The organism is Agarivorans sp. D1326, from assembly GCF_056958115.1.
The window spans coordinates 67,413-88,986 of sequence record NZ_JBTWEN010000014.1; the positions used below are offsets into that span (position 1 = coordinate 67,413).

General features: G+C 44.2%; 28 protein-coding genes. 12 read left to right on the forward strand and 16 right to left on the reverse strand.

Annotated elements, in window-relative coordinates:
* Positions 1-43 precede the first annotated feature (43 nt).
* The 3 genes from ACYFDN_RS20160 to ACYFDN_RS20170 all read right to left on the reverse strand — a co-directional run bounded on the left by ACYFDN_RS20160 (position 44) and on the right by ACYFDN_RS20170 (position 3,128).
* The gene (locus ACYFDN_RS20160; RefSeq protein ID WP_016402096.1) at positions 44-1,273 is read right to left on the reverse strand and encodes an ABC transporter substrate-binding protein; all 1,230 of its coding nucleotides are present in this window, start codon (positions 1,271-1,273) and stop codon (positions 44-46) included.
* 71 nt (positions 1,274-1,344) lie between these two features.
* Positions 1,345-2,196, reverse strand: a complete 852-nt coding sequence (locus ACYFDN_RS20165) for a carbohydrate ABC transporter permease (protein WP_016402097.1) — start codon at positions 2,194-2,196, stop codon at positions 1,345-1,347.
* Complete coding sequence (locus ACYFDN_RS20170; RefSeq protein WP_016402098.1) at positions 2,196-3,128, reverse strand: carbohydrate ABC transporter permease; 933 nt, start codon at positions 3,126-3,128, stop codon at positions 2,196-2,198. Before ACYFDN_RS20170 ends, ACYFDN_RS20165 begins: the two co-directional genes overlap by 1 nt.
* A 259-nt stretch (positions 3,129-3,387) precedes the next feature.
* On the opposite strand from ACYFDN_RS20170, the gene ACYFDN_RS20175 reads away from it, so the two are divergent.
* Entirely contained in the window at positions 3,388-4,491 is a 1,104-nt protein-coding gene (locus tag ACYFDN_RS20175; protein WP_338623582.1) for an ABC transporter ATP-binding protein, read from the forward strand.
* Between the two features lie 270 nt (positions 4,492-4,761).
* Positions 4,762-6,441 (forward strand): 2-isopropylmalate synthase, encoded by a 1,680-nt coding sequence (gene leuA, locus ACYFDN_RS20180; RefSeq protein ID WP_483512481.1) that lies wholly within the window; start codon positions 4,762-4,764, stop codon positions 6,439-6,441.
* A 38-nt stretch (positions 6,442-6,479) separates the two neighbouring features.
* Here leuA and ACYFDN_RS20185 read toward each other — a convergent pair whose 3' ends face one another.
* Positions 6,480-6,959 carry an FKBP-type peptidyl-prolyl cis-trans isomerase gene (locus ACYFDN_RS20185; RefSeq protein ID WP_220719202.1) on the reverse strand — a complete coding sequence of 160 codons (480 nt, stop codon included), beginning with the start codon at positions 6,957-6,959 and terminating at the stop codon, positions 6,480-6,482.
* Positions 6,960-7,516: 557 nt separating this feature from the next.
* Here ACYFDN_RS20185 and ACYFDN_RS20190 point away from each other — a divergent pair.
* Positions 7,517-7,948, forward strand: coding sequence for a hypothetical protein (locus ACYFDN_RS20190; RefSeq protein ID WP_483512482.1), 432 nt, complete (start codon positions 7,517-7,519; stop codon positions 7,946-7,948).
* A 140-nt stretch (positions 7,949-8,088) separates the two neighbouring features.
* Here the strand turns inward: ACYFDN_RS20190 and ACYFDN_RS20195 are convergent, their stop codons facing one another.
* From ACYFDN_RS20195 to ACYFDN_RS20205, 3 genes are all read right to left on the reverse strand, one after another.
* The gene (locus ACYFDN_RS20195; protein WP_152785781.1) at positions 8,089-8,442 is read right to left on the reverse strand and encodes a sirohydrochlorin chelatase; all 354 of its coding nucleotides are present in this window, start codon (positions 8,440-8,442) and stop codon (positions 8,089-8,091) included.
* A 148-nt stretch (positions 8,443-8,590) separates the two neighbouring features.
* Positions 8,591-8,863 carry a nucleoid-associated protein HU-alpha gene (gene hupA / locus ACYFDN_RS20200; protein WP_016402104.1) on the reverse strand — a complete coding sequence of 91 codons (273 nt, stop codon included), beginning with the start codon at positions 8,861-8,863 and terminating at the stop codon, positions 8,591-8,593.
* A gap of 165 nt (positions 8,864-9,028) precedes the next feature.
* Positions 9,029-9,616, reverse strand: a complete 588-nt coding sequence (locus ACYFDN_RS20205) for a YjaG family protein (RefSeq protein ID WP_483512483.1) — start codon at positions 9,614-9,616, stop codon at positions 9,029-9,031.
* Positions 9,617-9,731: 115 nt separating this feature from the next.
* On the opposite strand from ACYFDN_RS20205, the gene ACYFDN_RS20210 reads away from it, so the two are divergent.
* A complete protein-coding gene (locus ACYFDN_RS20210; RefSeq protein ID WP_483512485.1) occupies positions 9,732-10,664 on the forward strand; it encodes a D-2-hydroxyacid dehydrogenase in 933 nt (310 codons plus the stop codon).
* Between the two features lie 43 nt (positions 10,665-10,707).
* On the opposite strand, the gene ACYFDN_RS20215 is transcribed toward ACYFDN_RS20210, so the two are convergent.
* The gene (locus tag ACYFDN_RS20215) at positions 10,708-10,944 is read right to left on the reverse strand and encodes a TIGR02922 family protein (RefSeq protein ID WP_016402107.1); all 237 of its coding nucleotides are present in this window, start codon (positions 10,942-10,944) and stop codon (positions 10,708-10,710) included.
* Positions 10,945-11,187: 243 nt separating this feature from the next.
* Between ACYFDN_RS20215 and ACYFDN_RS20220 the strand changes: the two genes are divergently transcribed.
* Both ACYFDN_RS20220 and ACYFDN_RS20225 read left to right on the forward strand, forming a co-directional pair.
* A complete protein-coding gene (locus ACYFDN_RS20220; protein ID WP_016402108.1) occupies positions 11,188-11,400 on the forward strand; it encodes a DUF4177 domain-containing protein in 213 nt (70 codons plus the stop codon).
* Between the two features lie 2 nt (positions 11,401-11,402).
* Positions 11,403-11,786: a TM2 domain-containing protein gene (locus ACYFDN_RS20225; protein WP_483512486.1), complete on the forward strand. Its 384-nt coding sequence runs from the start codon at positions 11,403-11,405 to the stop codon at positions 11,784-11,786.
* On the opposite strand, the gene ACYFDN_RS20230 is transcribed toward ACYFDN_RS20225, so the two are convergent.
* The 6 genes from ACYFDN_RS20230 to nudC form a co-directional block, all read right to left on the reverse strand.
* Positions 11,783-11,950, reverse strand: a complete 168-nt coding sequence (locus ACYFDN_RS20230; protein WP_016402110.1) for a PLDc N-terminal domain-containing protein — start codon at positions 11,948-11,950, stop codon at positions 11,783-11,785. The two genes, ACYFDN_RS20225 and ACYFDN_RS20230, sit on opposite strands and share 4 nt — an antisense overlap.
* Positions 11,951-11,974: 24 nt before the next feature.
* Positions 11,975-12,295, reverse strand: coding sequence for a hypothetical protein (locus ACYFDN_RS20235; RefSeq protein ID WP_016402111.1), 321 nt, complete (start codon positions 12,293-12,295; stop codon positions 11,975-11,977).
* A gap of 10 nt (positions 12,296-12,305) precedes the next feature.
* A complete protein-coding gene (locus ACYFDN_RS20240; protein WP_016402112.1) occupies positions 12,306-13,088 on the reverse strand; it encodes a sulfite exporter TauE/SafE family protein in 783 nt (260 codons plus the stop codon).
* A gap of 24 nt (positions 13,089-13,112) precedes the next feature.
* Positions 13,113-13,295 (reverse strand): hypothetical protein, encoded by a 183-nt coding sequence (locus ACYFDN_RS20245; protein ID WP_016402113.1) that lies wholly within the window; start codon positions 13,293-13,295, stop codon positions 13,113-13,115.
* Between the two features lie 172 nt (positions 13,296-13,467).
* Entirely contained in the window at positions 13,468-14,532 is a 1,065-nt protein-coding gene (gene hemE / locus ACYFDN_RS20250; RefSeq protein ID WP_483512487.1) for a uroporphyrinogen decarboxylase, read from the reverse strand.
* Between the two features lie 104 nt (positions 14,533-14,636).
* On the reverse strand, positions 14,637-15,431 hold the full coding sequence (nudC, locus tag ACYFDN_RS20255; RefSeq protein WP_483512488.1) for an NAD(+) diphosphatase: 795 nt from the start codon (positions 15,429-15,431) through the stop codon (positions 14,637-14,639).
* A gap of 184 nt (positions 15,432-15,615) precedes the next feature.
* Between nudC and ACYFDN_RS20260 the strand changes: the two genes are divergently transcribed.
* Positions 15,616-16,095: an Rsd/AlgQ family anti-sigma factor gene (locus tag ACYFDN_RS20260; RefSeq protein WP_016402116.1), complete on the forward strand. Its 480-nt coding sequence runs from the start codon at positions 15,616-15,618 to the stop codon at positions 16,093-16,095.
* Between the two features lie 98 nt (positions 16,096-16,193).
* Here ACYFDN_RS20260 and fkpA read toward each other — a convergent pair whose 3' ends face one another.
* Entirely contained in the window at positions 16,194-16,961 is a 768-nt protein-coding gene (fkpA, locus tag ACYFDN_RS20265) for an FKBP-type peptidyl-prolyl cis-trans isomerase (RefSeq protein WP_016402117.1), read from the reverse strand.
* A 147-nt stretch (positions 16,962-17,108) separates the two neighbouring features.
* On the opposite strand from fkpA, the gene ACYFDN_RS20270 reads away from it, so the two are divergent.
* From ACYFDN_RS20270 to ACYFDN_RS20280, 3 genes are read left to right on the forward strand one after another with little or no spacing between them, the layout of a single operon-like run.
* The gene (locus ACYFDN_RS20270; protein WP_483512489.1) at positions 17,109-18,086 is read left to right on the forward strand and encodes a WD40 repeat domain-containing protein; all 978 of its coding nucleotides are present in this window, start codon (positions 17,109-17,111) and stop codon (positions 18,084-18,086) included.
* A 1-nt stretch (position 18,087) separates the two neighbouring features.
* Positions 18,088-18,309, forward strand: coding sequence for a SlyX family protein (locus tag ACYFDN_RS20275; RefSeq protein WP_016402119.1), 222 nt, complete (start codon positions 18,088-18,090; stop codon positions 18,307-18,309).
* An 8-nt stretch (positions 18,310-18,317) separates the two neighbouring features.
* Positions 18,318-18,815, forward strand: coding sequence for an N-acetyltransferase family protein (locus tag ACYFDN_RS20280; RefSeq protein WP_483512490.1), 498 nt, complete (start codon positions 18,318-18,320; stop codon positions 18,813-18,815).
* 118 nt (positions 18,816-18,933) lie between these two features.
* Here ACYFDN_RS20280 and ACYFDN_RS20285 read toward each other — a convergent pair whose 3' ends face one another.
* Entirely contained in the window at positions 18,934-19,131 is a 198-nt protein-coding gene (locus ACYFDN_RS20285; RefSeq protein WP_016402121.1) for a YheV family putative zinc ribbon protein, read from the reverse strand.
* A gap of 101 nt (positions 19,132-19,232) precedes the next feature.
* On the opposite strand from ACYFDN_RS20285, the gene ACYFDN_RS20290 reads away from it, so the two are divergent.
* A complete protein-coding gene (locus tag ACYFDN_RS20290; RefSeq protein WP_483512491.1) occupies positions 19,233-21,152 on the forward strand; it encodes an ABC transporter ATP-binding protein in 1,920 nt (639 codons plus the stop codon).
* A 73-nt stretch (positions 21,153-21,225) separates the two neighbouring features.
* The gene (locus tag ACYFDN_RS20295; protein WP_016402123.1) at positions 21,226-21,573 is read left to right on the forward strand and encodes a hypothetical protein; all 348 of its coding nucleotides are present in this window, start codon (positions 21,226-21,228) and stop codon (positions 21,571-21,573) included.
* Position 21,574: the final 1 nt, after the last annotated feature.

Below are 21,574 nucleotides of genomic sequence, written 5' to 3' on the forward strand. Positions count from 1 at the left end.
GCTTTTTATTATGGATATGTAGTTAAGGAAAACTTATCTGGGATTACTTAAACGTACGCTGACGTGTTTTCTCAAGACCTTTTAAAATCTTATCTAAGCGATCTGGGTGTACCATAAACTCTTGGAAACCCTTCATACCGGCTTTAGCCATAGCAGGATCGGTATCGCGGTCATAGAACTGCGCCGTACCTGAAGCTGAACCCAACATCGCCACACCTTTATTTAAGAACTCATTGTCCTCAGCTTTAGCTTTTTTGTTAGGTGGAATTTGTAACAAGGCTTTGTTGATTTTAGTTTGATTCTCAGGACGCGCCATAAACGCTAGGTATTTTCTAGCATCTTCTTTGTTTTTGGCTTTAGCTGGAATATGTAAGGTATCCATCGGTGCATCTTCTGCTACACCCACCGTTGGGTCGATAATAGGGAACTGGAAGAAACCCATTTTATCTTTCACTTCATCTGGGAAGTTAGGGGTAATGAAGTTACCGATTAAGTACATGGCTGCTTCACCGTTGTATAAGAACGGCTGTGCTTCCTGCCATGAGTATGATGCGTGGTTCTCTAAGAAGTAACCAGGTTCAATCATCTCTTTCCATTTTTCCATGGTTTTCACAACACGAGGATCGGTGTAAGGCACTTTGCCATCCATCAGTTCCATGTGGAAATCTAAACCATTTACGCGAAGGTTCATGTAATCAAACCAACCGGCTGCTGTCCATAGGTACTTAGTACCAATAGCGATAGGCGCTACGCCATTCTCTTTAAGAATTTTAGACGCCTCAACTAACTCTTCCCATAAGTAGGGTTCTTCGATGTCATATTTTTCGAAAATGTCTTTACGGTAGTAAATGCCCCACTGGTAATAGGTATAAGGAACACCCCATTGCTTACCATCAATAGTCATCGCAGGCGCAGCTGTTGCAAAATCTGCAGCCATGTCGTTTTGTTGCCAAAGGTCACTCACATCTTCAAACAAGCCCTTATCAACAAAGGCTTTCATACGGTTACCTGCATACCAATGCACAACATCTGGCGGCGAGGTTACTAGCCAGTTACGAATGGTAGTTTTGTAGGCTTCGTGATCATACAAGTTGTACTTCACTTTAATGTCTGGGTACTCTTTTTCAAATTCAGCAATGATTTCTGCAAATGCGGCTTTAGGTGCAGGGTCAGAAGCGTCAGAGTTAATAATCAGTTCGCCAGCGTTAGCATAGCCACCAATTAAAGTAGCTAGCGCTAAGGCTTGACCACATTGTTTTAGTTTACTCATCATTTACATTCCTTTAGTTTTGTTGTCCTTGAGCAGGATTTATTTACTTCCCTCATTATTGCTTGAGGGTGTGTTTAGCCTTTAGTTGCCCCGAGGGTCAACCCAGCAATAAAATGACGTTGCATGGTAAAAAATAGTATGACCGGAGGTAAGGCCGCTACTACTGCACCAGCTGAGATCAACTGCCATGATGCCAACCACTGACCTTGCAACGCACTGAGACCGGCGGTAACTGGTCGCACTTCATCACTTTGTACCAGTACCAAGGCCCAGAAAAAATCGTTCCATATAAAGGTAAACACCAGTACCGCTAACGCCGCTGTAGCCGGTTTTACCAATGGCAATACAATGTGCCAAAAAATCTTAAATTCACTTACGCCTTCTACCCGCGCAGACTCAATCAACTCGGTAGGTAAGCCAACAATAAAGTTACGCATGAACAAGGTACAAAACCCTGTTTGAAAGGCCACATGGAATAAAATAAGCGCCCAGTGAGTATCGTATAAACCAAACTGAATGGTTAAATCACGCACCGGGATCATCAAAATCTGAAACGGCACAAAGTTACCCGCAATAAAAGTGGCGAAGATCCAAATGTTGGCTTTAAAGTTGTATTTAGCCAGAGCAAAACCCGCCATGGTAGACAAGGCTACACAACCGGCTACCGCTGGTAGCGTAATGATTAAGCTATTCATCAGGTACTGGAACATCGGCGTAGAAGTAAATACCTGAGTGTAGTTTTCAATTAACATCCACTCACTTGGCCAGCCCCAGTAATTACCTTGGTTAATATCGTTAAGCGAGCGCACCGAGGTTGCCATTACTGCCAGCAATGGCAGCAGCCACAATACAATCGAAATCGGCAATGCCACACGGTAGCTAATGTTAGTGAAGGCAGACGCCTTTTCTATAGGACGTGGGTACATTATTTCTCACTCCTTATCATCCGCCACAAGAAGTAAGCGATATAGATATCCATAATTAAAAATAGCACTACAGCCACCGCTGCGCCGTAACCCATGCGATAGTTGAAAATTGATTCTTCATACATCATGTATGCTAATACTGTTGAGCTGCCCCACGGACCACCCGCGGTCATTGTGGCCACTAAGTCGAATGAACGCAGTGCGCCAATCACGGTTACCACAATGGCAATAAACGTTGCTGGCCTTAATTGCGGTAACACGATGTACCACAGCATTTTCCAGCCCTTGGCGTTGTCTAAACGCGCAGCTTCAAGTTGCTCATGATTTAAGTTATTGAGGCCTGTGAGGTACAAAATCATGCAATAAGCGATTTGAGGCCAAAGCCCGGCGGCGATAATGCCGTAAGTCACCAAGTCTTCGTCGGCTAGAATAGAAACCGGATCGCCACCAAAGAAAGTGATCACACTATTCAAAACACCAAAGCTTGGGTCGTAGAACCAAGAGAACACCAAACCTACAACTACTTGCGAAATAACAAAGGGAAAAAAGAACAAAGCTTTTACCAGGCGAATTCCGTAAACCTGCTGGTTAAGAAATAGTGCAATAGCTAAACCCATGGGCGGTGCCAACATAAACAACACCATCCACATAATGTTGTTGGTTAAGGCTGTCCAAAACTGATCGCTGTCGAACAATTCAATGTAGTTTCCAAACCCAATAAAGGTTTTTTCACCCAGGCCATCCCATTCAAAAAAGCTGAGCCAGATACTTTCTAAAACTGGAAACAACACATAAATGGAAAAAATGATTAATGCCGGACCTAAAAACATCCAAGGTGCGACATCACTAGCGCGTAATCGTTTACCCGCAACCAACTCAGAAGCTGAATTAACAGCATTTTCTGGAGATTTATTTGAAGAACTCGACGCCATTCCATGTTCCTTATTTGCCTGCAGGTATCAAACAATATAGCTATAAATAGCGGTTTACCCTTGATACACATCGCATTTCAGCAATTTTAACCACCCTTACGAGCAGTCAATTAACTATTGTTATAATCAAACTTAGATCAAAAATTGTGACAAGTAAACGTTTTCACAAGGAGAATGTTAAGGTAAAGTAAGATTTATGATCAACATCATACTTGTTCCGTTGCTAAGATTTAAAAGCAACCAAAGATAGGGATAGAAAATGGCAGATATAACACTTACCGGCTTAGTGAAACGCTACGCCAAAATTGAAACGATTCACGGCGTTGACCTAGATATTAAACACGGAGAGTTTGTAGTATTTGTTGGGCCCTCGGGCTGCGGTAAGTCTACCCTACTGCGTATGATTGCTGGTCTAGAAGACATTTCAGGCGGCCAGTTAAGCATTGATAATCAAGTAGTTAACAATGTTGACCCCGCAGAGCGCGGGGTTGCAATGGTATTCCAATCTTATGCCCTTTACCCACACATGACGGTTGCCGAGAACATGGGTTTTGGCATGAAGATGAACGGCGTAGAAAAAGCTGAAATCGATAAGCGGGTGAACATGGCTGCAAAAACTTTGCAGATGGAAAACTTGTTACAAAGAACCCCTAAAGAGCTATCTGGTGGTCAGCGTCAGCGGGTTGCGATTGGACGCGCGATCGTTCGTGATCCTCGTGTTTTCCTCTTTGATGAACCTCTTTCTAACCTAGATGCTGAGTTGCGGGTTGAAATGCGTTTACAAATAGCCAAGCTACATAAAGAACTTCAAACCACGATGATTTATGTAACCCACGATCAGGTTGAAGCAATGACTTTAGCCGACAAAATTGTGGTGCTACGGGCCGGTAATATTGAACAAGTAGGTTCGCCACTTGAGCTCTACAACTACCCTGAGAATCTTTTTGTAGCTGGCTTTATTGGCTCACCAAAGATGAACTTTATGCCTTGTAAAGTTCATGCCTTGGAAGGCGACCAAGCTGATATCCAATTGGCAGATGGCCAACACATCACTATTACAGTTCGCGATAACAGCGTAACCGTAGGCGAAGAACTCAAGTTGGGCATACGCCCTGAGCACTTGCGTTTAGATGATACTGGCGCACTAAAACTTGGCTTCAAAAACGAAGTAAGTGAACGCCTAGGTAATGCTACCTACTTATTTGGTCAGCTAGGTGATATTGATGGGATTAAAGTGCACGTAAATGGCGATCACCAAGTTGCTCGGTTTACCGACATAACGCTTAGCTGTGAACTGTCGGAGTGTTATTTATTTAACCACTCCGATGAAGCGGTTCGTGTTTACAACAAAACTGTTCAGTAATCTTCTCGACACTACAATAAAGTCCCTATAGAGACAATTATTGCTTACCTTTTCACAAGGGGAAGCAATAATTGCTCAAAACACTTCATATCCAACAATCTTAGCAAGCACTCTCCCTAGGTTATTCTTTACACTTTATCCATATTAGTTTTCTGGGATAAACACTATGACTTTCACTCTGCGACTAAGCCACAGTCAGCGCATTAACTAGCCAAGCGCTGGCTGCAAACTGGCTTTTCTATTTTTCTTTCCAATATCAAGGATGTCGCAATGTCTCAGTTTAATCACAATAAATACGCTTCATTTAAACCGGTCGCGTTGACCAATCGCCAATGGCCAAACAACAGCATTAATCAAGCTCCACAATGGTGTAGTGTAGATTTACGTGATGGCAACCAAGCCCTAATCGAGCCGATGTCGGTAGAGCAAAAACAGCGTTTGTTTGCCTTGCTAATAAAATTAGGCTTTAAAGAAATAGAAGTGGGCTTTCCAGCCGCCTCTACAACAGACTATGATTTTGTACGCTGGTTAATTGAAACAAATCAAATACCTGATGATGTCTCGATTCAAGTATTAACTCAAGCTCGTCCGGCCTTGATTAGCCGTACTTTTGAAGCATTAAAGGGAGTAAAAAATGCCATTGTGCATTTGTACAACTCCACCTCAAAAGTGCAGCGCGATAAGGTATTTAAATTAGACAAAGCTGGCATCATTAATATTGCAGTGCAAGGCGCTAAAGAACTACAAAAACATGCCGACCAAAATCCACACACTAATTGGCAATTTCAGTACTCCCCCGAGAGCTTTACCGGCACTGAGTTAGACTTTGCCGTAGAGATTTGCAACGCGGTTGTGGCCCAGTGGCGCCCCAAAGCACAGCAGAAAATCATTCTTAATTTGCCCGCTACCGTTGAGATGTCTACTCCCAATGTGTATGCCGACCAAATCGAATGGTTTATTCAGCACATTGCCCATCGCGAAGACATTATTATTAGCCAGCATACTCACAACGACAGAGGTTGTGGCATTGCAGCAGCTGAGTTGGGCCAACTAGCCGGAGCCGACCGCGTTGAAGGGACTTTGTTAGGCAACGGCGAGCGCACTGGTAACATGGACATCGTAACCATGGCAATGAACCTTTATAGCCAAGGTATCGATCCTAAATTAGATCTAGCCGACATCGACGAAATAGTCCAAGTAGTGAAGTTTTGCACCCAATTGCCGGTTCACCCACGCCACCCTTATGTGGGCGAGCTGGTATTTACTGCCTTCTCGGGTAGCCATCAAGACGCAATTAAGAAATGTTTAGACATTCAACAAGCCGACCAACACTGGGATGTTGCCTACTTACCTATAGACCCGGCTGATTTGGGCCGCGATTACCAGGAAGTGATCCGCATTAATAGTCAATCGGGTAAAGGCGGCATTGCTTACATTTTAGATAAGGATTACGGCATTCAGTTACCTCGTTGGGCCTTAATTGAATTTAGCGCGATAGTGCAAGCCGATGCAGAAAAAAGTGGTGAAGAAATCAGTCCTGAGAAAATTTGGAGATTGTTTAACAATCACTATTTGGAGCAAGCGCAGGGCTACAAGTTAACTAATTATCAGGTTAACTACCAACAACAAGAGCAGATCCAAGTATTGATTGAGCGTAAGCAGCAGCGCTGTGATATTCAAGCCAGTGGTAACGGCGCTTTAGCAGCCTTTGTGAATGGATTAGCCGCCGAGTTTAAGCAACAGATAGAAGTGCTAGACTATAACGAGCATGCCTTGAGTAAAGGCGCTGAAGCAGAAGCAGTATGTTACATAGAAACCAAAATAGCGGGCAAACGCTACCTAGGTGTAGCAATTGATAAAGACATACTAACCGCCAGCCTTAAAGCCCTGTTGTGTGCATTCAATCAGCAACTAATCACTGAGGAACAACGCCAGCCACAACCCGCTTAAACTAACGCTCGCGCAGCATTGCTGCGCGAGTAGACCGTTTAGTGCTGATGACCACCAGCACCATGGGCGTGGCCATGAGAGATCTCTTCTTCACTGGCGGCTCGCACTTCAACTAACTTAATAGCAAAGTCTAGATGCTTGCCTGCATAGGGGTGGTTGGTGTCAATAGTCGCCATAAACTTGCCAACCTTAACTACCGTAACTTGACGTGGGCCTTGCTCTGTTTGCACCACAGCTGGCATACCGGCCTTCCAGTTTTTAGCGCCCTGTAAGTGCTTAACAGAAATTCGCTCCACGGCTTCTTCGTTGCGCACACCGTAGCCATTTTCTGGGGCTAAGCTCAAGGCAACTTCGGCACCGGCTTCTTTACCTTCTAAGCCCTCTTCAATGGCAGGAATCATCGACTTGTGCCCGTGTAAATAAGCTACAGCTTCGCCATTAGTGCTCTCTAATAGAGCACCATCGGTTTCATGTAAGGTATATTCAAAGCGAACCACTGTGTCTTTAGCAACTTTCATAACTATCTCTCAAAATAAACGTTGCCACACTACAACAAAACGCAGCCGCTTTGCCAAGTATTATCAGCAAACGTAGCCGCTACTTAGTTAGCAGACCTAGATCTCAGTCTAAGCACTGCACAATACAACTCTCGGAGACAGTGGAAAATGCTCTTTTATTAACTTGCTGATTGTCTCTAAGCTTAGTGGAAACGTTTACATCTAGGTCCGATTTAGCCAGAGAATTTCTTCTATTGCGTCGTCTTCTTGTGGGTAATAATGACAACTCCATGTCTTTGGCTTGGTAGTCTTGCATTGTGTGCTCCCTGCAACTGGTATTTCTAGTTATTTTAGAGATGATAAACAAACAGCCTAGACGAAGTTTATTACATCTACACCTCGACCTTAGTCTTATATACTTTTTCTTGTAAAAGTTTTCTTGGGTTTAATTAACTTATTCATTTTTTACATACCAGCAATAACCGCGATTTGCTTGATTGAGTTTTTGAAAGCGCTATCATCCATTTATAACGCTGCAATATTAATCAACAAGGAGGTTGAAAATTAGGAGATAGCCGATGAGTATCGACAACGTAGTTCCCTACCCGTCCAACCAAACCCCGTCTAATGCATCGCAAGCATTAATGGAACATTTGTTCTCTCTGCGCAGCTTGCCACAGCAACATCACATTGATGAGTTAGCCGGCATAAGCCTAAGCATTCGCTCACTTGATCAGCTAAACCAACTGGCCGTACTAAGAGAAACAGCCGAGCGCCAGCAGCTTTTTGAGCATTTCGAATCGAGCTCTTGGTTTGTACAAGAGGGAGGTGACTACCTGTATCGCCCAGAGCTACTTAGATCGGCTCCGCTAACCAAAGTAGTGTTGCTGCTAAAAGAAACACTCACCTATCGCAATTGGAATGATTTACTGCGCTTGGCGCACCCACATTATTTATCTCAGTTGCTAGAGCGATTACGCGATTTTTCAGATTCTAAGCATACGGCTTAAGTAAACCCAACTAGACAGGCCACATAAAGCTTTTGGTATAAAAGCTCGGCTAAGTTGCCACAGCGAACTTGAAGCTGTGGCTTACTGCTTTAAGCAAACTATAAGGCCAAGCCGAGCGAACTCAACTCAACCAATATCAACTAGAGCGCTTGGCTAATATACTCGGCCAAGCCATCAAAGCCGCCCAAATGTGGCAACAGCTCTATAGTTAGGCCTGGGTGCTCGTTAGTGGCTTGTTCGATAATGCGTGGCAGGTCATTCACCACATGTGTACCAGCGGCTAAAAAGTGCGGATACAAAGTTATTTGTTTAGCGCCAGCCTGATAACAACGTTCTATCTGTTGTGGAATCGTAGGCTCAACCAATTCCAAAAAAGCAGCATGTACTTGAGAGTAATGACTTAGCTTTTCAGCCAACTGTTTTGCCAGCTCAACCACTTCTTGATTTGATTGAGGACGGCGGCTTCCGTGTGCCACGACCAATAAGGCTTTCATACACTTCCTAAGAGTTACAAGATTAATTCAATGTAGGCGCTAGCCAATTGAGTAGGTATTGCAGGTATCTTACTGAAAGTGTCTAGAGATGGGAAAGGGGATATTGAAGAAAACCAGCCCTCAGAGTTGAGGGCTGGTTTTAAAGAAACTATTTAACAGCGTCTTTTAATGCTTTACCAGCTACAAAGGCAGGTACATTGGCTGCTGCAATTTGAATCTCAGCGCCAGTCTGAGGATTGCGACCAGTGCGCGCTGCACGATGATTAACTTTGAATGTACCAAAGCCGATTAGCTGAACTTGGTCGCCTTCTTTAAGCGCGTCAGTTACTGCACCTAAAGTTGTTTCTAGTGCTAGTTTAGCTTGAGCTTTAGATAGGTCAGCTTTTTCAGCAATAGCATCAATTAGTTCAGTTTTGTTCATAATGTCTAAATCCTTTATGTTCGTTTTTAAATAATCCAGCTTCACTTTAAGAGAAAAAAAAACGCTGCGCAAAGAGTTTTTCTTCTTTAGAGCCTTGTTTGGCGGGGCTTTAACCAATTTATGCGTAAACAGTCACAAAAACACCGCTTAAAAGAGGATTATTCCTTAAGCATTGTCTTCTAAACAGATCCCTAAATTGCTCACACCTTGGTTAGCAGCCAGCGTTTTCAAGGCTTGCATAGACGCTTTGCCTAGTTCAAGTTGCTCAATTAGGTCAAGTAATTCACTTTGAAAAGCCAACTCTTGTATCACTAAATCTTGCGCCAAGATCTCTTGTTCTGTTTGTTCTCCAAATTGCAGCTCTAACAAGCTTAAAACACTAGCTAATGAGGTTTGACTAGCTTGTTCAGCTTCTTGACCAGTTGGTTCAAGTAAAGCATTAAATAGGCACTCCACCACCACACAACAATCTAAGGCAGGATAAACGCCATACATGTCGTAACTCTGTGGGTCTGGGATTAAGTTATCAAAGCGCTCACGCTGAGCAGAAAAGTTAATTTTGGTTTTAGGATGCAGTGCGCTTTCCCAAAATAGACTGAGTAATTTGTTAAAGTCACTGTCGTGTTCCAGCTCTGCAGCTTGGCAAAACAATAAGTAGTTTGGCGCCATGCGTTGGCATAAAGCTAAACAATAAAGTGATTGTTGCTTACTGCTTAACTGGGCTAAACGGTCGATATCACAAGGGGTAAGCATGGTTTGCTCCGCACTCAATAAAACGATTAAGATAATCAGGGCTAATTTGCTATGCAGCTTAACACCAGCACGCTTGCTTAGCGAAGTTTAGTCTTATTCAACCACAAGGTGCCATATGCAAATTACCATTGTAACTCCTCAAGCTCAGCGGTATGTCGAGGCTTTAAGCCCGCGTTTCCCTCAATGCCAATGGTTTTATGCTGAACAAGCAAGCTTGTTGAACAAAGCGGCGTTGGCGAGTGAAATCCTATTAGCTACGCCTAGCGAGGCAGCCAACATCGTCACCCAAATGCCAAACTTGAAATGGTTACACTCTAGTTTTGCGGGTGTCGATGCACTACTAAAAAATCACCTACCTCAACACTACATACTTACCAATAGCCGCGGTGTATTTGGCCCTTTGATGAGCGAATATGTATTTTCTTACCTATTAGCTCACACTCAGCAGCATCAAACTTATCAACATCAACAACAGCAAGCGCTATGGAAAACTCAACCAGGCCGTAGTTTGCAAGGCCTTACATTTTGCAGCGTTGGTAGTGGCAATATTAGCCAACACTTGGCAACTACCGCTAATCATTTTGGCATGCGCACGGTTGCTCTAAGCCATAGCGGCGCAGCCAAAGCACCGTTTACCCAAGTGGCCAACTTTGAACAACATAAACAAATATGTGCCACCGCTAAAGTAGTGGTTGCGGTGTTGCCTAATACTCCGCAAACCCTTGGTTTATTAAACGAGAAGTTTTTTGCTAGCTTGGCCGATGAGGTAGTGTTTTTTAATGTGGGTCGCGGAGACACACTAGACCAAACGGCACTACTCACCTTTTTAGAAGCCAAGCCCAAAGCTACCGCTATTTTGGATGTGACTAGCCCAGAACCACTGCCTAAAAGCCATCCTTTATGGTCGCAAAGTAATTGTATTATTACGCCCCATATCGCAGCGCCCAGCCGAGTGAGCGATATCATTGAGCTATTTGCTAGCAAGTTGGAGAACTATTTAGCAGGGGAAGAATTAACAGATAGAGTAGATTTTTCGAAGGGTTATTAGCCAGAAACGGTAGGCAGCGAAGGCTCGCTGCCCTTAGCGGTGTTTACGAGTCACCTTCAAAAGCAATTTGCTTTTCTAAGTCAAAAGCCGCAAACGCGCGATCTCCCAGAGAGTTAAGCACTTTTACCTCTCCATCAAGAATAGCGATAATAATTTTACCCACTTTATCGTCATTAGGAATAATCACCCGGCCTTTACTGCTTTGGTTTAGCCCCGACAATACCTGCTGTTGCAACAACAACGGGTTATCCTCATCGTAATAAAGCATGGTTACTTTCATAGTAGGTCCCTAAGGCTTAGCCATTTACGTAACAATAGCAACAAATAGCAACTTTAGCCTAGCTAAAGCACTTCTACCTATGTACTCAGTTCCGTACGCTGCCTAACAATCCCTTTAAAAACATATTGTTCAAAACAACATCCGTTAATTAACATTAGCATAGCTTTTGTTTAGTGGTTAATGATGGTTTTGCTTTTAAGCATAGCTTATAGTCGACGCTAAAGTTAAATGAAGAGAGAAATCATGGCGTTTAAAGAATACAAAGTTTTAGCAATTACCGAAGGCGCTCTTGGCACCCTGTTTTTAGGCGCATCGGGCATGCCTTTGCAAAAAGTAGAAGCGACCTTAAATAAAGAAGCCGCTGATGGCTGGCAGTTGGTATTTCAGGTAATCGAAAATCGCCGTTTTTGGCTTTTTTGGAGCCGCGAAACGGTAATTGTCACTTTAGGTCGTTAAAGGTGTTGCATCGCGAGCAAGTAGAACAGCGGCAAGAGCAATTGCGGGAGCAAATTGCTCTGTTGCCTCAAGAGCAACGTAAGCATTTTTATCAGCGCTGGCAAAAACAAGTGAAAGATCCCGACAGCTACGCAGTGCTTAACTACCTGTTATTGGCTGGCTTGCATCATTTTTATTTGGGGAAATGGCTACGTGGTGCGGTTAATTTAGTAATATCCATAATTGCAATACTACTGGTAGCCTTAGGCGCTGGGCTGCTTGGTTTAGGCTTATTAGCGGCAATTACAATAGTAGAACTGCCTGCTCTATTTCGCTCCGAATTAGTGGTGCTAGATTATAACAACCAACAAATGCAGCAATTATTAGAGCAGGTTAAATCGGCTTAATCTTTTGGTCCTTTAACTAACCACAGTAAAAAGCCTGCCAATGGCAGCAAGCAAATCAAAAATACCCACAAATACTTACGCCCTACTTCAGCGCTACTTTTTATGATTTTTACGATGGCAAATACATCACACACCAAAATGGTGATAGCTAACAGTAACGACATGCATACTCCTTGTTGAAATCGGGCTTATTCTAAATCAATTTGACGGCGTAAGTTGAAAAGAATTTGTTGGCGCGCTTTAGCTGCTTCATCGTCTGGCTGTAGGCTTATTTTTTGGGTCACCATTTGCAACTCAAAGTACAACCAACTTCTCACAAAAACGCTATAACGCGTGTCTAAACCAAAAGCGACTAAACGCGCATAATCTTGCTCGGGAGGATCTTGATAAAGGCCTTCTCGAGACTCCACCAGCACTTCGCCCAAATACTCTTGAGATACCTCATCGTTTGCATAAGCGCCATAAATACTACTCAAGGAAAACAATATGCCCAACATCAACTGCTTCATATATAAAACCTTATTCTGTGAGTAACTTAATTGCCATTATTAGCAACAATAGTGCAAAGGCTTGTTTCAAGCGTCTCGCTGGCAAGCGATACGCCAAACGACTGCCCAAACGAGCAAAAATAGAACTGGTTAATACTATGCCACACCATGCCGGCAAATAAACATAACCCAAACTCCAGCTAGGTAGTTCGGCAACATGCCAACCGTTGTAGATATAAGATATCGTGCCTACCAGCGCAATGGGTAAGCCACATACCGCAGAAATTGCCACGGCTTTGGGAGCTGGCACACCAAACCAGCTAAGGCTAGGAAAGGTTATGGTACCGCCACCAATGCCAAACATTGCTGAAATGCTTCCTACCAGTGTGCCTAACAGTCCTGTACCAAGCGGCCCAGGTAAACTTTTTTGTGCCTTAGGAGTGCGACCAAACGCCATGTAAGCAGCCATAAACAGCAAAAAGCCAGCAAAATAAGTACTTAAGTGATCGGCGTGTAATTGCGTGGCAAGCCAAGCGCCAAACATTGAGCCAACAATTAGTCCAATGCCTAAACGATTCACTACTTGCCAGTCAATCGAGCCTCGGCAGTAATGGGCATAGCTGGCACTACTTGCGGTAACAATAATCGACGCTAAAGAGGTACCAATAGCGAGGTGAATGGCTGAATCACTGGCAAAGCCCATTGCGCCAAAGCTACCAATTAACACCGGCACAATAACTAGACCGCCGCCAATACCAAACAGTCCCGACATTAAGCCAGCAATGGCACCAATAAGCAGAAAGCTTAAAAACATCACAACAATTACAGCGCTATTTGTTTAGTTAATGCGCTCAGTCTGCGTTAAGCGTAAAGGTTGCGCAAGATTTTCTGGTTCGCTTTTAGAAAAATGCGAAGAAATATAAGGATGTAGATTCGATTCACCAACACTTTTTAGTTTGTAGGTGACAACAACGATCAGCACTAATACAACAACAATGCTTATTTGTAGTGGGGATTTCATAACGTCAAGCTCTCTGTTACGGGTATAAACGAACTTCATCCGTAAAGAGTTCTAAGACGCTCACTATAGCAAATTAACTTGCAATAGCGAGCGATTTTCAGTGTAACAACTAAGCATACTGCTTATATGTGTTATTTAACTTTGTAATATGTGGGCGGAGCCACACAAAAATCTATTTGTGGTATTTAGCACTAAACTCATGCACAGCATCAATAAATGCCCCAGCATGCGCTGGGTTTACGTCTGGGTGAATACCGTGACCTAAGTTAAATACATGGCCACTACCCTCACCAAAGCCTGCCAGAATAGTTTGTACTTCTTCACGAATCCGCTCTACTGGCGCATACAACATCGATGGGTCCATATTGCCTTGCAGGGCAACCTTGTCCCCTACGCGCTCTTTAGCATCAGCAATATTAATGGTCCAATCTAGGCCAACTGCATCACAACCAGTAGCAGCAATTTGCTCTAACCACTGGCCGCCATTTTTAGTGAATAAGGTCACCGGCACAGCTTGTCCATTTACATTGCGGGTTAAACCACTCACGATTTTGTGCATGTATTGCAAAGAGAACTCGTTGTAATCACGTGGTGACAACACCCCGCCCCATGTATCAAATACCATCACAGATTGCGCACCAGCAGCGATTTGGGCGTTCAGATATAGAATTACCGAGTCAGCCAGTTTATCTAACAACATATGCAGGGTCTTTGGCTCACTAAAGGCCATTTTCTTAATACCTGCAAAAGATTTGGTTGTACCGCCTTCAACCATGTAAGTCGCCAAAGTCCAGGGACTACCAGAGAAGCCAATCAAAGGCACTTCACCTTTTAGCTCACGTTTAATGGTGCGAACTGCATTCATTACGTAACCCAGCTCTTGCTCAGGATCTGGCACACCTAAGGCCTCTACCTGCGCTTTGCTAGTGACAGGGCGTTCAAACTTAGGGCCTTCTCCAGTCGAGAAGTACAAACCTAAGCCCATAGCATCGGGAATGGTAAGTATGTCTGAAAATAAAATGGCGGCATCCAGATCAAAACGACGTAAAGGTTGCAAGGTAACTTCACAGGCTAAATCGGCATCACGGCATACCGACATAAAATCACCGGCGCCAGCGCGAACCTCGCGATACTCTGGTAAGTAACGCCCAGCTTGACGCATCATCCAAACTGGTGTCACATCAACTGGCTGCTTTAACAGTGCGCGCAAATAGCGATCGTTTTTGAGTTCCGACATACCTTTCCCAATTATCTAAAATTTTAGCTAGAGCATTGTAACTAGCTGCCTTAACAACTCAAGCCTTTAGCACTAGCAATGGGTAATTCTGTACCGGATTCTCACTAATTGTGGGTAACTTGCTCACTCCAATGGTCAATCATTTCGCGAGCAATGGTGCCAGGTGGTGGCAAATGTGGCAGTTGGCTTACATCAAACCACTGTGCGTCGGCTAATTCTCGACGGTCTATCTGTATTTCGCCCTCATCGTACTCAGCAAAATAAGCGGCCATTAAAGAATGCGGGAATGCCCAAGGTTGGCTTTTCCAATAGCGCAGATTTTTTATCCGTAAGCCTGTCTCTTCGCGTACCTCACGGTGAACAGTATGCTCAAGAGTTTCGCCCGCTTCCACAAAGCCAGCAATGGCTGTGTAAATCGGTTGTTCTTGTTTTTGATGACGCCGATGATTAGCCAACAGCACTTTATTACCGTGGCTAATTAATACAATAATGCTCGGAGAAATACGTGGGTAAGCGCGAAAGCCGCACTGTTGACATTGCATTGCCAGTTCCCAGTCCACTCGCTCTAAGGCCTCTCCACAACTCCCACAAAAACGATGCGTTTTAAGGAACAAGGCAAATTGTTGGGCTTTTCCCACTAAGTCAAACAGCTGGCTATTTAATACCGCCATGCTGGCACGTAGCTCTATCCACTCACCCATGCCTAAATCAATAGGCTCGGCAAGTTCAAGCCGTAAACATGCTTCCCCTTGATAATGGGAAAAACGTTCAACTTTGGAAAAATCCAAGTCAGGCAATGGTAAATCGTCAACATCGCCATAGGGGATCCGCTCCCCTTGAGGAATAACTAATATTTGGTTACCACAGGTGAAAAACCACCAGCCAAATTGCTTATTCACGGTTGGTCCTTTTTATCGCGCGCTTGCTCAATTAGCGAATAATGACCAAGCTTACACTACATAACAAGCTTTTCCCGACTGACAAATGTTTAGCCAAGCCGCACTTAAACTAAATATCGGTTGACGAAAGCCGCGATTTTATTTAGTTATAGTTACATAAATTAGGGAACTAGGAGCAAGGGCGATGCTAAGCAAACTAGAACAAGCTCAAGCCAAATGGGGAGGCGCTAGTCAAGTTATTGATGCTTGGCTAGATGCCAGAAAACAATTACTCATCGCTTATTGTGAATTAGCAGGGCTGCCACCTTACGACAGTGACGAACGCTCTTTACCCGCACTGCCTCAAATTACCCAGTTTTGCCAACAGTTAGTTGACTACGCCTCGACTGGGCATTTTGAAATCTACGAGCAAATCGTTAGTGAATGTGCCAACGATGGCGATACTCTTCCTGGAGAAAAGCTGCTCCCTCAGATCACCGAAACAACCGACACTGCACTAGCCTTTAATGATAAGTACGCTGAGGTTAACGAAGATTTAGAACTTGGTAGTTTTGATAAAGATCTATCACTACTGGGTCAAGAGATGGAAGTTCGCTTTGCTATCGAAGATGAGTTACTGGATCATCTTTACCAACATAGCCAGCAAAGCGCAGCCGCAGAATAATTTTAAGTAAAGGCCTATGACGGTCTTTTTTATTTTTGCTTAGCCATAAAAAAACGCAGCACCTAGTGCTGCGTTTTTTTGTTTAGCTTAACGCTTAATTAGCTAGCTGGCGTTTCTTCAGCTGGAGCATCAGCTTTCTCGATGTCGATTAGCTCAACTTCGAATACCAAGATAGAGTTTGGTGGAATGCTACCTGCACCGTTTTCACCGTAACCTAACTCAGAAGGGATGAAGAATTTGTACTTCGCACCTTTAGACATTAGCTGAACGCCTTCTGTCCAACCAGGAATTACACGGTTAAGTGGGAATGTTGCTGGCTCGCCGCGGTCGTAAGAGCTATCAAAAGTAGAACCGTCAGTTAGGGTACCTTTGTAGTGAACAGTTACAGTATCTGCTGCACTTGGCTTATCGCCTTCTGCATCAGTTAGTACTTCAAATTGAAGACCTGAATCAGTAACCGTTACGCCTTCACGCGCTGCATTATCAGCTAGGTATTTATCGCTTTCTGCTTTAGCAGCTGCAGCATCTTCAGCAGCTTTTGCTTCAACTAAACCCGCTAGCTTTTCGTCTAGTGCTTTAAGAGAAGCTTGAATATCTTCTTCAGACATAGCAACTTCGCCGCTAAGTCCATCTTGCATACCTTTAAGAACCAATGCGTTGTCTAATTCAAGACCAAGCTCTTTTTGCTGTTCTAGAGTTGTCGCAATGTAGCGAGAAACAGAGGCACCGATCGCGTATGCTTGCTGCTGGTCTACATTTTCTAAGGCAACTTGCGCTGCCGCTGGAGCTTCAGCTTTTTCTTCCTGACAGCCAGTTACGGCAAAAATCGAGGCGGCTAAAACCGACACGGCAAAATACTTTTTCATTCATTTATCTCCAATAGAGTCGCATTAAATCTGTGGCATTGCGTGCAAGATCATTATGAATAATTAAACACTTAGCCGACAAAGCCCTTATACTAACCCTATTAGTCAACACAACCTAGTGACAGTTCCGTAAAAAAACGTAAAAAAATGACATTTATTAAGTTGTTTGTGATTTATGGCATCGCTTTGCTCCTCAGCAGCTGTAGTGACGATGCTCCCCCGCTAAGTAGCTGGCAACAAGCTACCGACGGCGCTTATGCAGCCGATTTTTCGAGTGATGGTAGCTTGAGTTTAGTTTCTTCTATCCATCATGGTTTAAGCCTTTGGGATGTAAAGCAACAACGTCAGCTGTTTCAATGGGATCATCAAAACCAACAAAATAACCAAGTATTTCTAGTTAAAATTGCCGAAGGCCAACAGTTTGCCATTAGCGCCAGTCGTGATGACTTTGTGGTGTGGGACATAAATAGCGGACAAGCCCTAGGGTATTGGAAACTCAGTGAATCAAGCATCCGTGATATCGCGTTATCGAGTAATGGTCAGCAGGTACTTATTGGCCTAGGCGATGGCAAAGTTATTCACCTTAACTTGAGATCTGGCCGCCGCTTAGAGTTTTTAGGCCACAGCGAAAAAATCAACGCTGTTGCACTGTCGGCCAACGGGCGCTATGCGCTCACCGGCGGCAACGACTACCAAGCTTTATTTTGGGATACCCAAACCGCGCAAGTTATTTTGCGTTTCCCTCATCAAGGACGCGTTTCCTCGGTGGCTTTAGAATCTGACGGAAAGTATGCCTTTACTTCTGACAACGGCAAACTTGCGCGAGTATGGGCCTTACCTAGCGGCGAGCAAGTGAGTAAGCTCAAGCTCACTGCCAGACAAAACATTTTCTCTTACGTTAGCTTTACTAATAATGGTGAATGGCTAATCACCGGTTCAGCTGCCAGAAAGCTTAGCCTTTGGCATGTTGCCAGTGGCCAAGCCTTACAAGATTGGTTGGTCACCCCTACCAAGAAAACCCGCCCCAAAAGCGCTGTTGTGTATAGTGCAGCGATGCTTGATAATGGCCAACTAGCGAGCGCAAGCTCCAGTGGGTTAGTCGAAATTTGGCAGGTTAAAAAGTAGTATGAATCAGCAAGAATTAGAAAGTGTTATTGAACGCTTAGAAACAAAACTGGCCTTTCAAGAGGACACTATCGAGCAACTAAACCTTGCATTGCAAAGCCAACAAAGCCAATTAGAGACCTTAGAGCACCAGTTTAAACTGATTCGCGCCAAACTGTTTGAAGGTGATGGCAGCGCAGCGGTGGCTCCGCAAGAGCAAGAAACGCCCCCTCCTCACTACTAAGCGCAGCTATGTCTCATTCATTTCGTTTAGCCCAGCAGGCCGATCTGCCCAGCATCGTTGAGATCTATAACTCAACGATAGCCTCACGCAAAGTAACGGCAGACACAGAGCCACAAACGGTGACCTCTCGCCAAGCTTGGTTTGAGCAGCACCAAAATCCTAAGCGCCCCTTATATGTGCTAGAACAAACAGGAGAGGTGATTGCTTGGTTAAGTTTTAGTGATTTTTATGGTCGGCCAGCCTACCAACATAGCGCTGAAATTAGTTTATATCTAGCAGAAAGCCAACGCGGTAAAGGTTTAGGCGGTAAGTTGTTAATTGAGGCCGAAAGCTTAGCCCAAGCGCTAGGAATAGAAATCCTACTTGCCTTCATATTTAGTCACAATACCCCTAGCCTAGCCCTATTCGAAAAACTTGAATATCAACGCTGGGGTCAACTGCCTAATGTAGCCTGGATGGATGGCCAAGGCTTCAGCTTAACGATACTGGGTAAATCTCTCGCTTAAAGTCAGATGAGCTAACTGGACTAAAATAAGCATTATGCTCACTGCTTACCGAAATCAAAGGGTAAGCTATGCCTTAATAGAGCCGCAAATTGCTTAAGTCGATAAGGCTAAAACCTCATTAAGGCTTAAACAAACCAATAATATCTTGCTCGGCTTTTTCTGCAGCTTGCTTAGGACGCTCGGCGCGGTAGTCACAGCTTACGCACTCAATATGCTCGCGCTCTTCACCGTCGATTTGCTCAACGATTAAACGAATAGAATCTTGCTCACTACACTCTGGGCATACTGCGCCAGCAATAAAACGATGTCTTGCCATAGTTAACTCTAGTTTGCACTACCATGTTGCTATGCGGCATTCACCGCATCGGTTATCATAGCGGCATTATTGCATACTTTTAGCAGCACATAGCAACAACCATGATCGTAGCCAACAACATTAGCCTGCAGCGCGGCAGCAAATTTCTATTAGCAGAAACCAACCTCACTATTCACGCTGGTCAAAAAGTGGGTTTAGTCGGTCAAAATGGCTGCGGTAAGTCTTCGCTATTCGCCTTGCTTAAAAATCAGCTGCAAGTTGATGAAGGCGACCTAAAAGTACCGAGCAAGTGGGAAATTTCCAGCGTAGCCCAAGAAACACCAGAGCTACAACGCAGCGCTATTGATTACGTGCTTGACGGTGACCAAGAGTTTCGCCAATTGGAACAAGATATCGCCGCTGCTGAAGAATCAGACGAGGGCGAGCTTATAGCTACCTTGCACACCCAAATGGATACCATTGGCGGCTACCAGATAAAAACCAAAGCTGCTGAGCTACTGGCTGGTTTAGGTTTTAGCGAGGCTGGCCAACAACAAAGCGTGAGTGATTTTTCTGGTGGTTGGCGAATGCGCCTAAACTTAGCCCAAGCGTTGCTGGTTCGCTCCGATTTGTTGTTACTTGATGAGCCAACCAACCACTTAGATTTAGACACCGTTGTATGGCTAGAGCAATGGCTAAAGCGCTATCCCGGAACCTTAATCCTTATTTCGCACGATCGTGATTTTCTCGATAACATCGTTAATCGCATCGTGCATATTGAGCATCAAAAGCTCAATGAATATACCGGTGGTTACTCCGACTTTGAGCAAATGCGTGCGACACAGTTAGCTCAACAACAAGCTATGTATGAGAAACAACAACGCGAGCGCGCCCACATGCAAAGCTTTGTGGATCGTTTCCGTTATAAAGCCAGCAAAGCCAAGCAAGCGCAAAGCCGATTAAAAGCGCTAGAGAAAATGGAAGTGATTAGCCAAGCACATGTCGACTCGCAGTTTAGCTTCCACTTTAGAGAGCCCGACAACTTGCCGCTTCCCTTGCTCACTATGGAAAAGGTGAGCGCCGGTTATGAAGACAAAACCATTTTAGAACAGGTTAAATTTAACTTAGTTCCCGGCAGCCGAATTGGCTTGTTGGGGCGTAATGGCGCTGGTAAATCAACCTTTATTAAGCTGTTATCAGGCGAACTTAAAGCACTCGCTGGCAATGTTGAAATAAACAAAATGGCAAAAGTGGGTTATTTTGCTCAGCACCAGCTTGAAACACTGCGCCCCGACGATACACCTATGCAGCATTTGCAACGCTTAGCACCAAACTCGACAGAGGCTGAACTACGCAAGTATTTAGGCAGCTTTGGTTTTCAAGGAGATAAAGCGCTCGAGCAAGTAGCCCCCTTTAGCGGTGGCGAAAAGGCCCGCTTAGTATTGGCCTTGGTAGTGTGGCAAAAGCCTAACTTGCTACTTCTGGATGAGCCAACCAACCACCTCGATTTAGAAATGCGACATGCGCTAACACTGGCTCTGCAAGAGTTTACCGGAGCAATGATTATTGTTTCGCACGACCGAGCGCTACTACGTGCGACCACCGATGAGTTTTACTTGGTAGATAGCCAACAGGTCTCGCCATTTAACGGCGACTTGGATGATTATCAGCAGTGGCTTACCCAAGCCAATAGATTAGAGAACAGCAGTGCTAGTGCTGCAAATAGCGCTAACCCGGTAAACCAGCGCAAAGAACAAAAGCGTCGCGAAGCAGAATTTCGTCAGCAAACTAAAGGCATTCGTAAAGAATTAGAAAGTTTAGAAAAGCGCAGTGCTAAAGCCCAAAAAACGCTTGATGACATCGAGCAAAAAATGGCTGAACCAGAACTGTACGAAGCCGATAACAAAAATCAGCTACAAAAATTATTAAAACAACAAGCAGAACTTAAGAGCGAACTCGAAGAAACTGAGCTAAGCTGGTTTGACCTGCAAGAACAGCTAGAAGAGCAACAACACGCTTTTGGCATCGAGCAGGCTAATTAAGCCACTTGACCAATTTTGTTAGTACAGTAAGGTAACTAACAATAAAACTATTAATAAAGATTCAAGGATGTATATGAACACGGCGTTAGACCGCTCACGATTGATTATTGCCATTGTGCTTATTGTGGTGGGTATTGCAGTAATAGCCTATGTATTACCTCAAACCATCAGTTTAGTATCACTGCCTCATGATGCCCCATTTATGCAAGGCTTCTTTGAATGGCTAATGGCAGATACCGACGCGATTAACGAGCAAGTAAGCGAAGAATTTTTCGAGATATTTCAAACCTTTATTAAGGTTATTGTATTAGTTGTATTCCTTTGGGTTTGTGTGAAACTAGTCAGCGTAGGCCTAATGATTATTCGCGAAGGTGTTGGCTTAATAAAACCAGCTAATAGCAGCGAAAAGAAAGCTAAATAGC

Bases quoted from the DNA above. Each gene is read 5' to 3' on its own strand.
- ACYFDN_RS20270 (WP_483512489.1), top strand. From the start codon at position 17,109: ATGACATTTATTAAGTTGTTTGTGATTTATGGCATCGCTTTGCTCCTC.
- ACYFDN_RS20190 (WP_483512482.1), top strand. From the start codon at position 7,517: ATGAGTATCGACAACGTAGTTCCCTACCCGTCCAACCAAACCCCGTCT.
- ACYFDN_RS20235 (WP_016402111.1), bottom strand. From the start codon at position 12,295: ATGAAGCAGTTGATGTTGGGCATATTGTTTTCCTTGAGTAGTATTTAT.
- ACYFDN_RS20205 (WP_483512483.1), bottom strand. From the start codon at position 9,616: ATGCTTACCCCTTGTGATATCGACCGTTTAGCCCAGTTAAGCAGTAAG.
- ACYFDN_RS20210 (WP_483512485.1), top strand. From the start codon at position 9,732: ATGCAAATTACCATTGTAACTCCTCAAGCTCAGCGGTATGTCGAGGCT.
- ACYFDN_RS20195 (WP_152785781.1), bottom strand. From the start codon at position 8,442: ATGAAAGCCTTATTGGTCGTGGCACACGGAAGCCGCCGTCCTCAATCA.
- ACYFDN_RS20175 (WP_338623582.1), top strand. From the start codon at position 3,388: ATGGCAGATATAACACTTACCGGCTTAGTGAAACGCTACGCCAAAATT.
- ACYFDN_RS20185 (WP_220719202.1), bottom strand. From the start codon at position 6,959: ATGAAAGTTGCTAAAGACACAGTGGTTCGCTTTGAATATACCTTACAT.
- ACYFDN_RS20220 (WP_016402108.1), top strand. From the start codon at position 11,188: ATGGCGTTTAAAGAATACAAAGTTTTAGCAATTACCGAAGGCGCTCTT.
- ACYFDN_RS20170 (WP_016402098.1), bottom strand. From the start codon at position 3,128: ATGGCGTCGAGTTCTTCAAATAAATCTCCAGAAAATGCTGTTAATTCA.
- ACYFDN_RS20240 (WP_016402112.1), bottom strand. From the start codon at position 13,088: ATGTTTTTAAGCTTTCTGCTTATTGGTGCCATTGCTGGCTTAATGTCG.
- ACYFDN_RS20160 (WP_016402096.1), bottom strand. From the start codon at position 1,273: ATGATGAGTAAACTAAAACAATGTGGTCAAGCCTTAGCGCTAGCTACT.
- fkpA (WP_016402117.1), bottom strand. From the start codon at position 16,961: ATGAAAAAGTATTTTGCCGTGTCGGTTTTAGCCGCCTCGATTTTTGCC.
- ACYFDN_RS20260 (WP_016402116.1), top strand. From the start codon at position 15,616: ATGCTAAGCAAACTAGAACAAGCTCAAGCCAAATGGGGAGGCGCTAGT.
- ACYFDN_RS20230 (WP_016402110.1), bottom strand. From the start codon at position 11,950: ATGTCGTTACTGTTAGCTATCACCATTTTGGTGTGTGATGTATTTGCC.
- ACYFDN_RS20245 (WP_016402113.1), bottom strand. From the start codon at position 13,295: ATGAAATCCCCACTACAAATAAGCATTGTTGTTGTATTAGTGCTGATC.
- ACYFDN_RS20165 (WP_016402097.1), bottom strand. From the start codon at position 2,196: ATGTACCCACGTCCTATAGAAAAGGCGTCTGCCTTCACTAACATTAGC.
- hupA (WP_016402104.1), bottom strand. From the start codon at position 8,863: ATGAACAAAACTGAACTAATTGATGCTATTGCTGAAAAAGCTGACCTA.
- ACYFDN_RS20275 (WP_016402119.1), top strand. From the start codon at position 18,088: ATGAATCAGCAAGAATTAGAAAGTGTTATTGAACGCTTAGAAACAAAA.
- ACYFDN_RS20215 (WP_016402107.1), bottom strand. From the start codon at position 10,944: ATGAAAGTAACCATGCTTTATTACGATGAGGATAACCCGTTGTTGTTG.
- hemE (WP_483512487.1), bottom strand. From the start codon at position 14,532: ATGTCGGAACTCAAAAACGATCGCTATTTGCGCGCACTGTTAAAGCAG.
- leuA (WP_483512481.1), top strand. From the start codon at position 4,762: ATGTCTCAGTTTAATCACAATAAATACGCTTCATTTAAACCGGTCGCG.
- ACYFDN_RS20295 (WP_016402123.1), top strand. From the start codon at position 21,226: ATGAACACGGCGTTAGACCGCTCACGATTGATTATTGCCATTGTGCTT.
- ACYFDN_RS20290 (WP_483512491.1), top strand. From the start codon at position 19,233: ATGATCGTAGCCAACAACATTAGCCTGCAGCGCGGCAGCAAATTTCTA.
- ACYFDN_RS20285 (WP_016402121.1), bottom strand. From the start codon at position 19,131: ATGGCAAGACATCGTTTTATTGCTGGCGCAGTATGCCCAGAGTGTAGT.
- ACYFDN_RS20280 (WP_483512490.1), top strand. From the start codon at position 18,318: ATGTCTCATTCATTTCGTTTAGCCCAGCAGGCCGATCTGCCCAGCATC.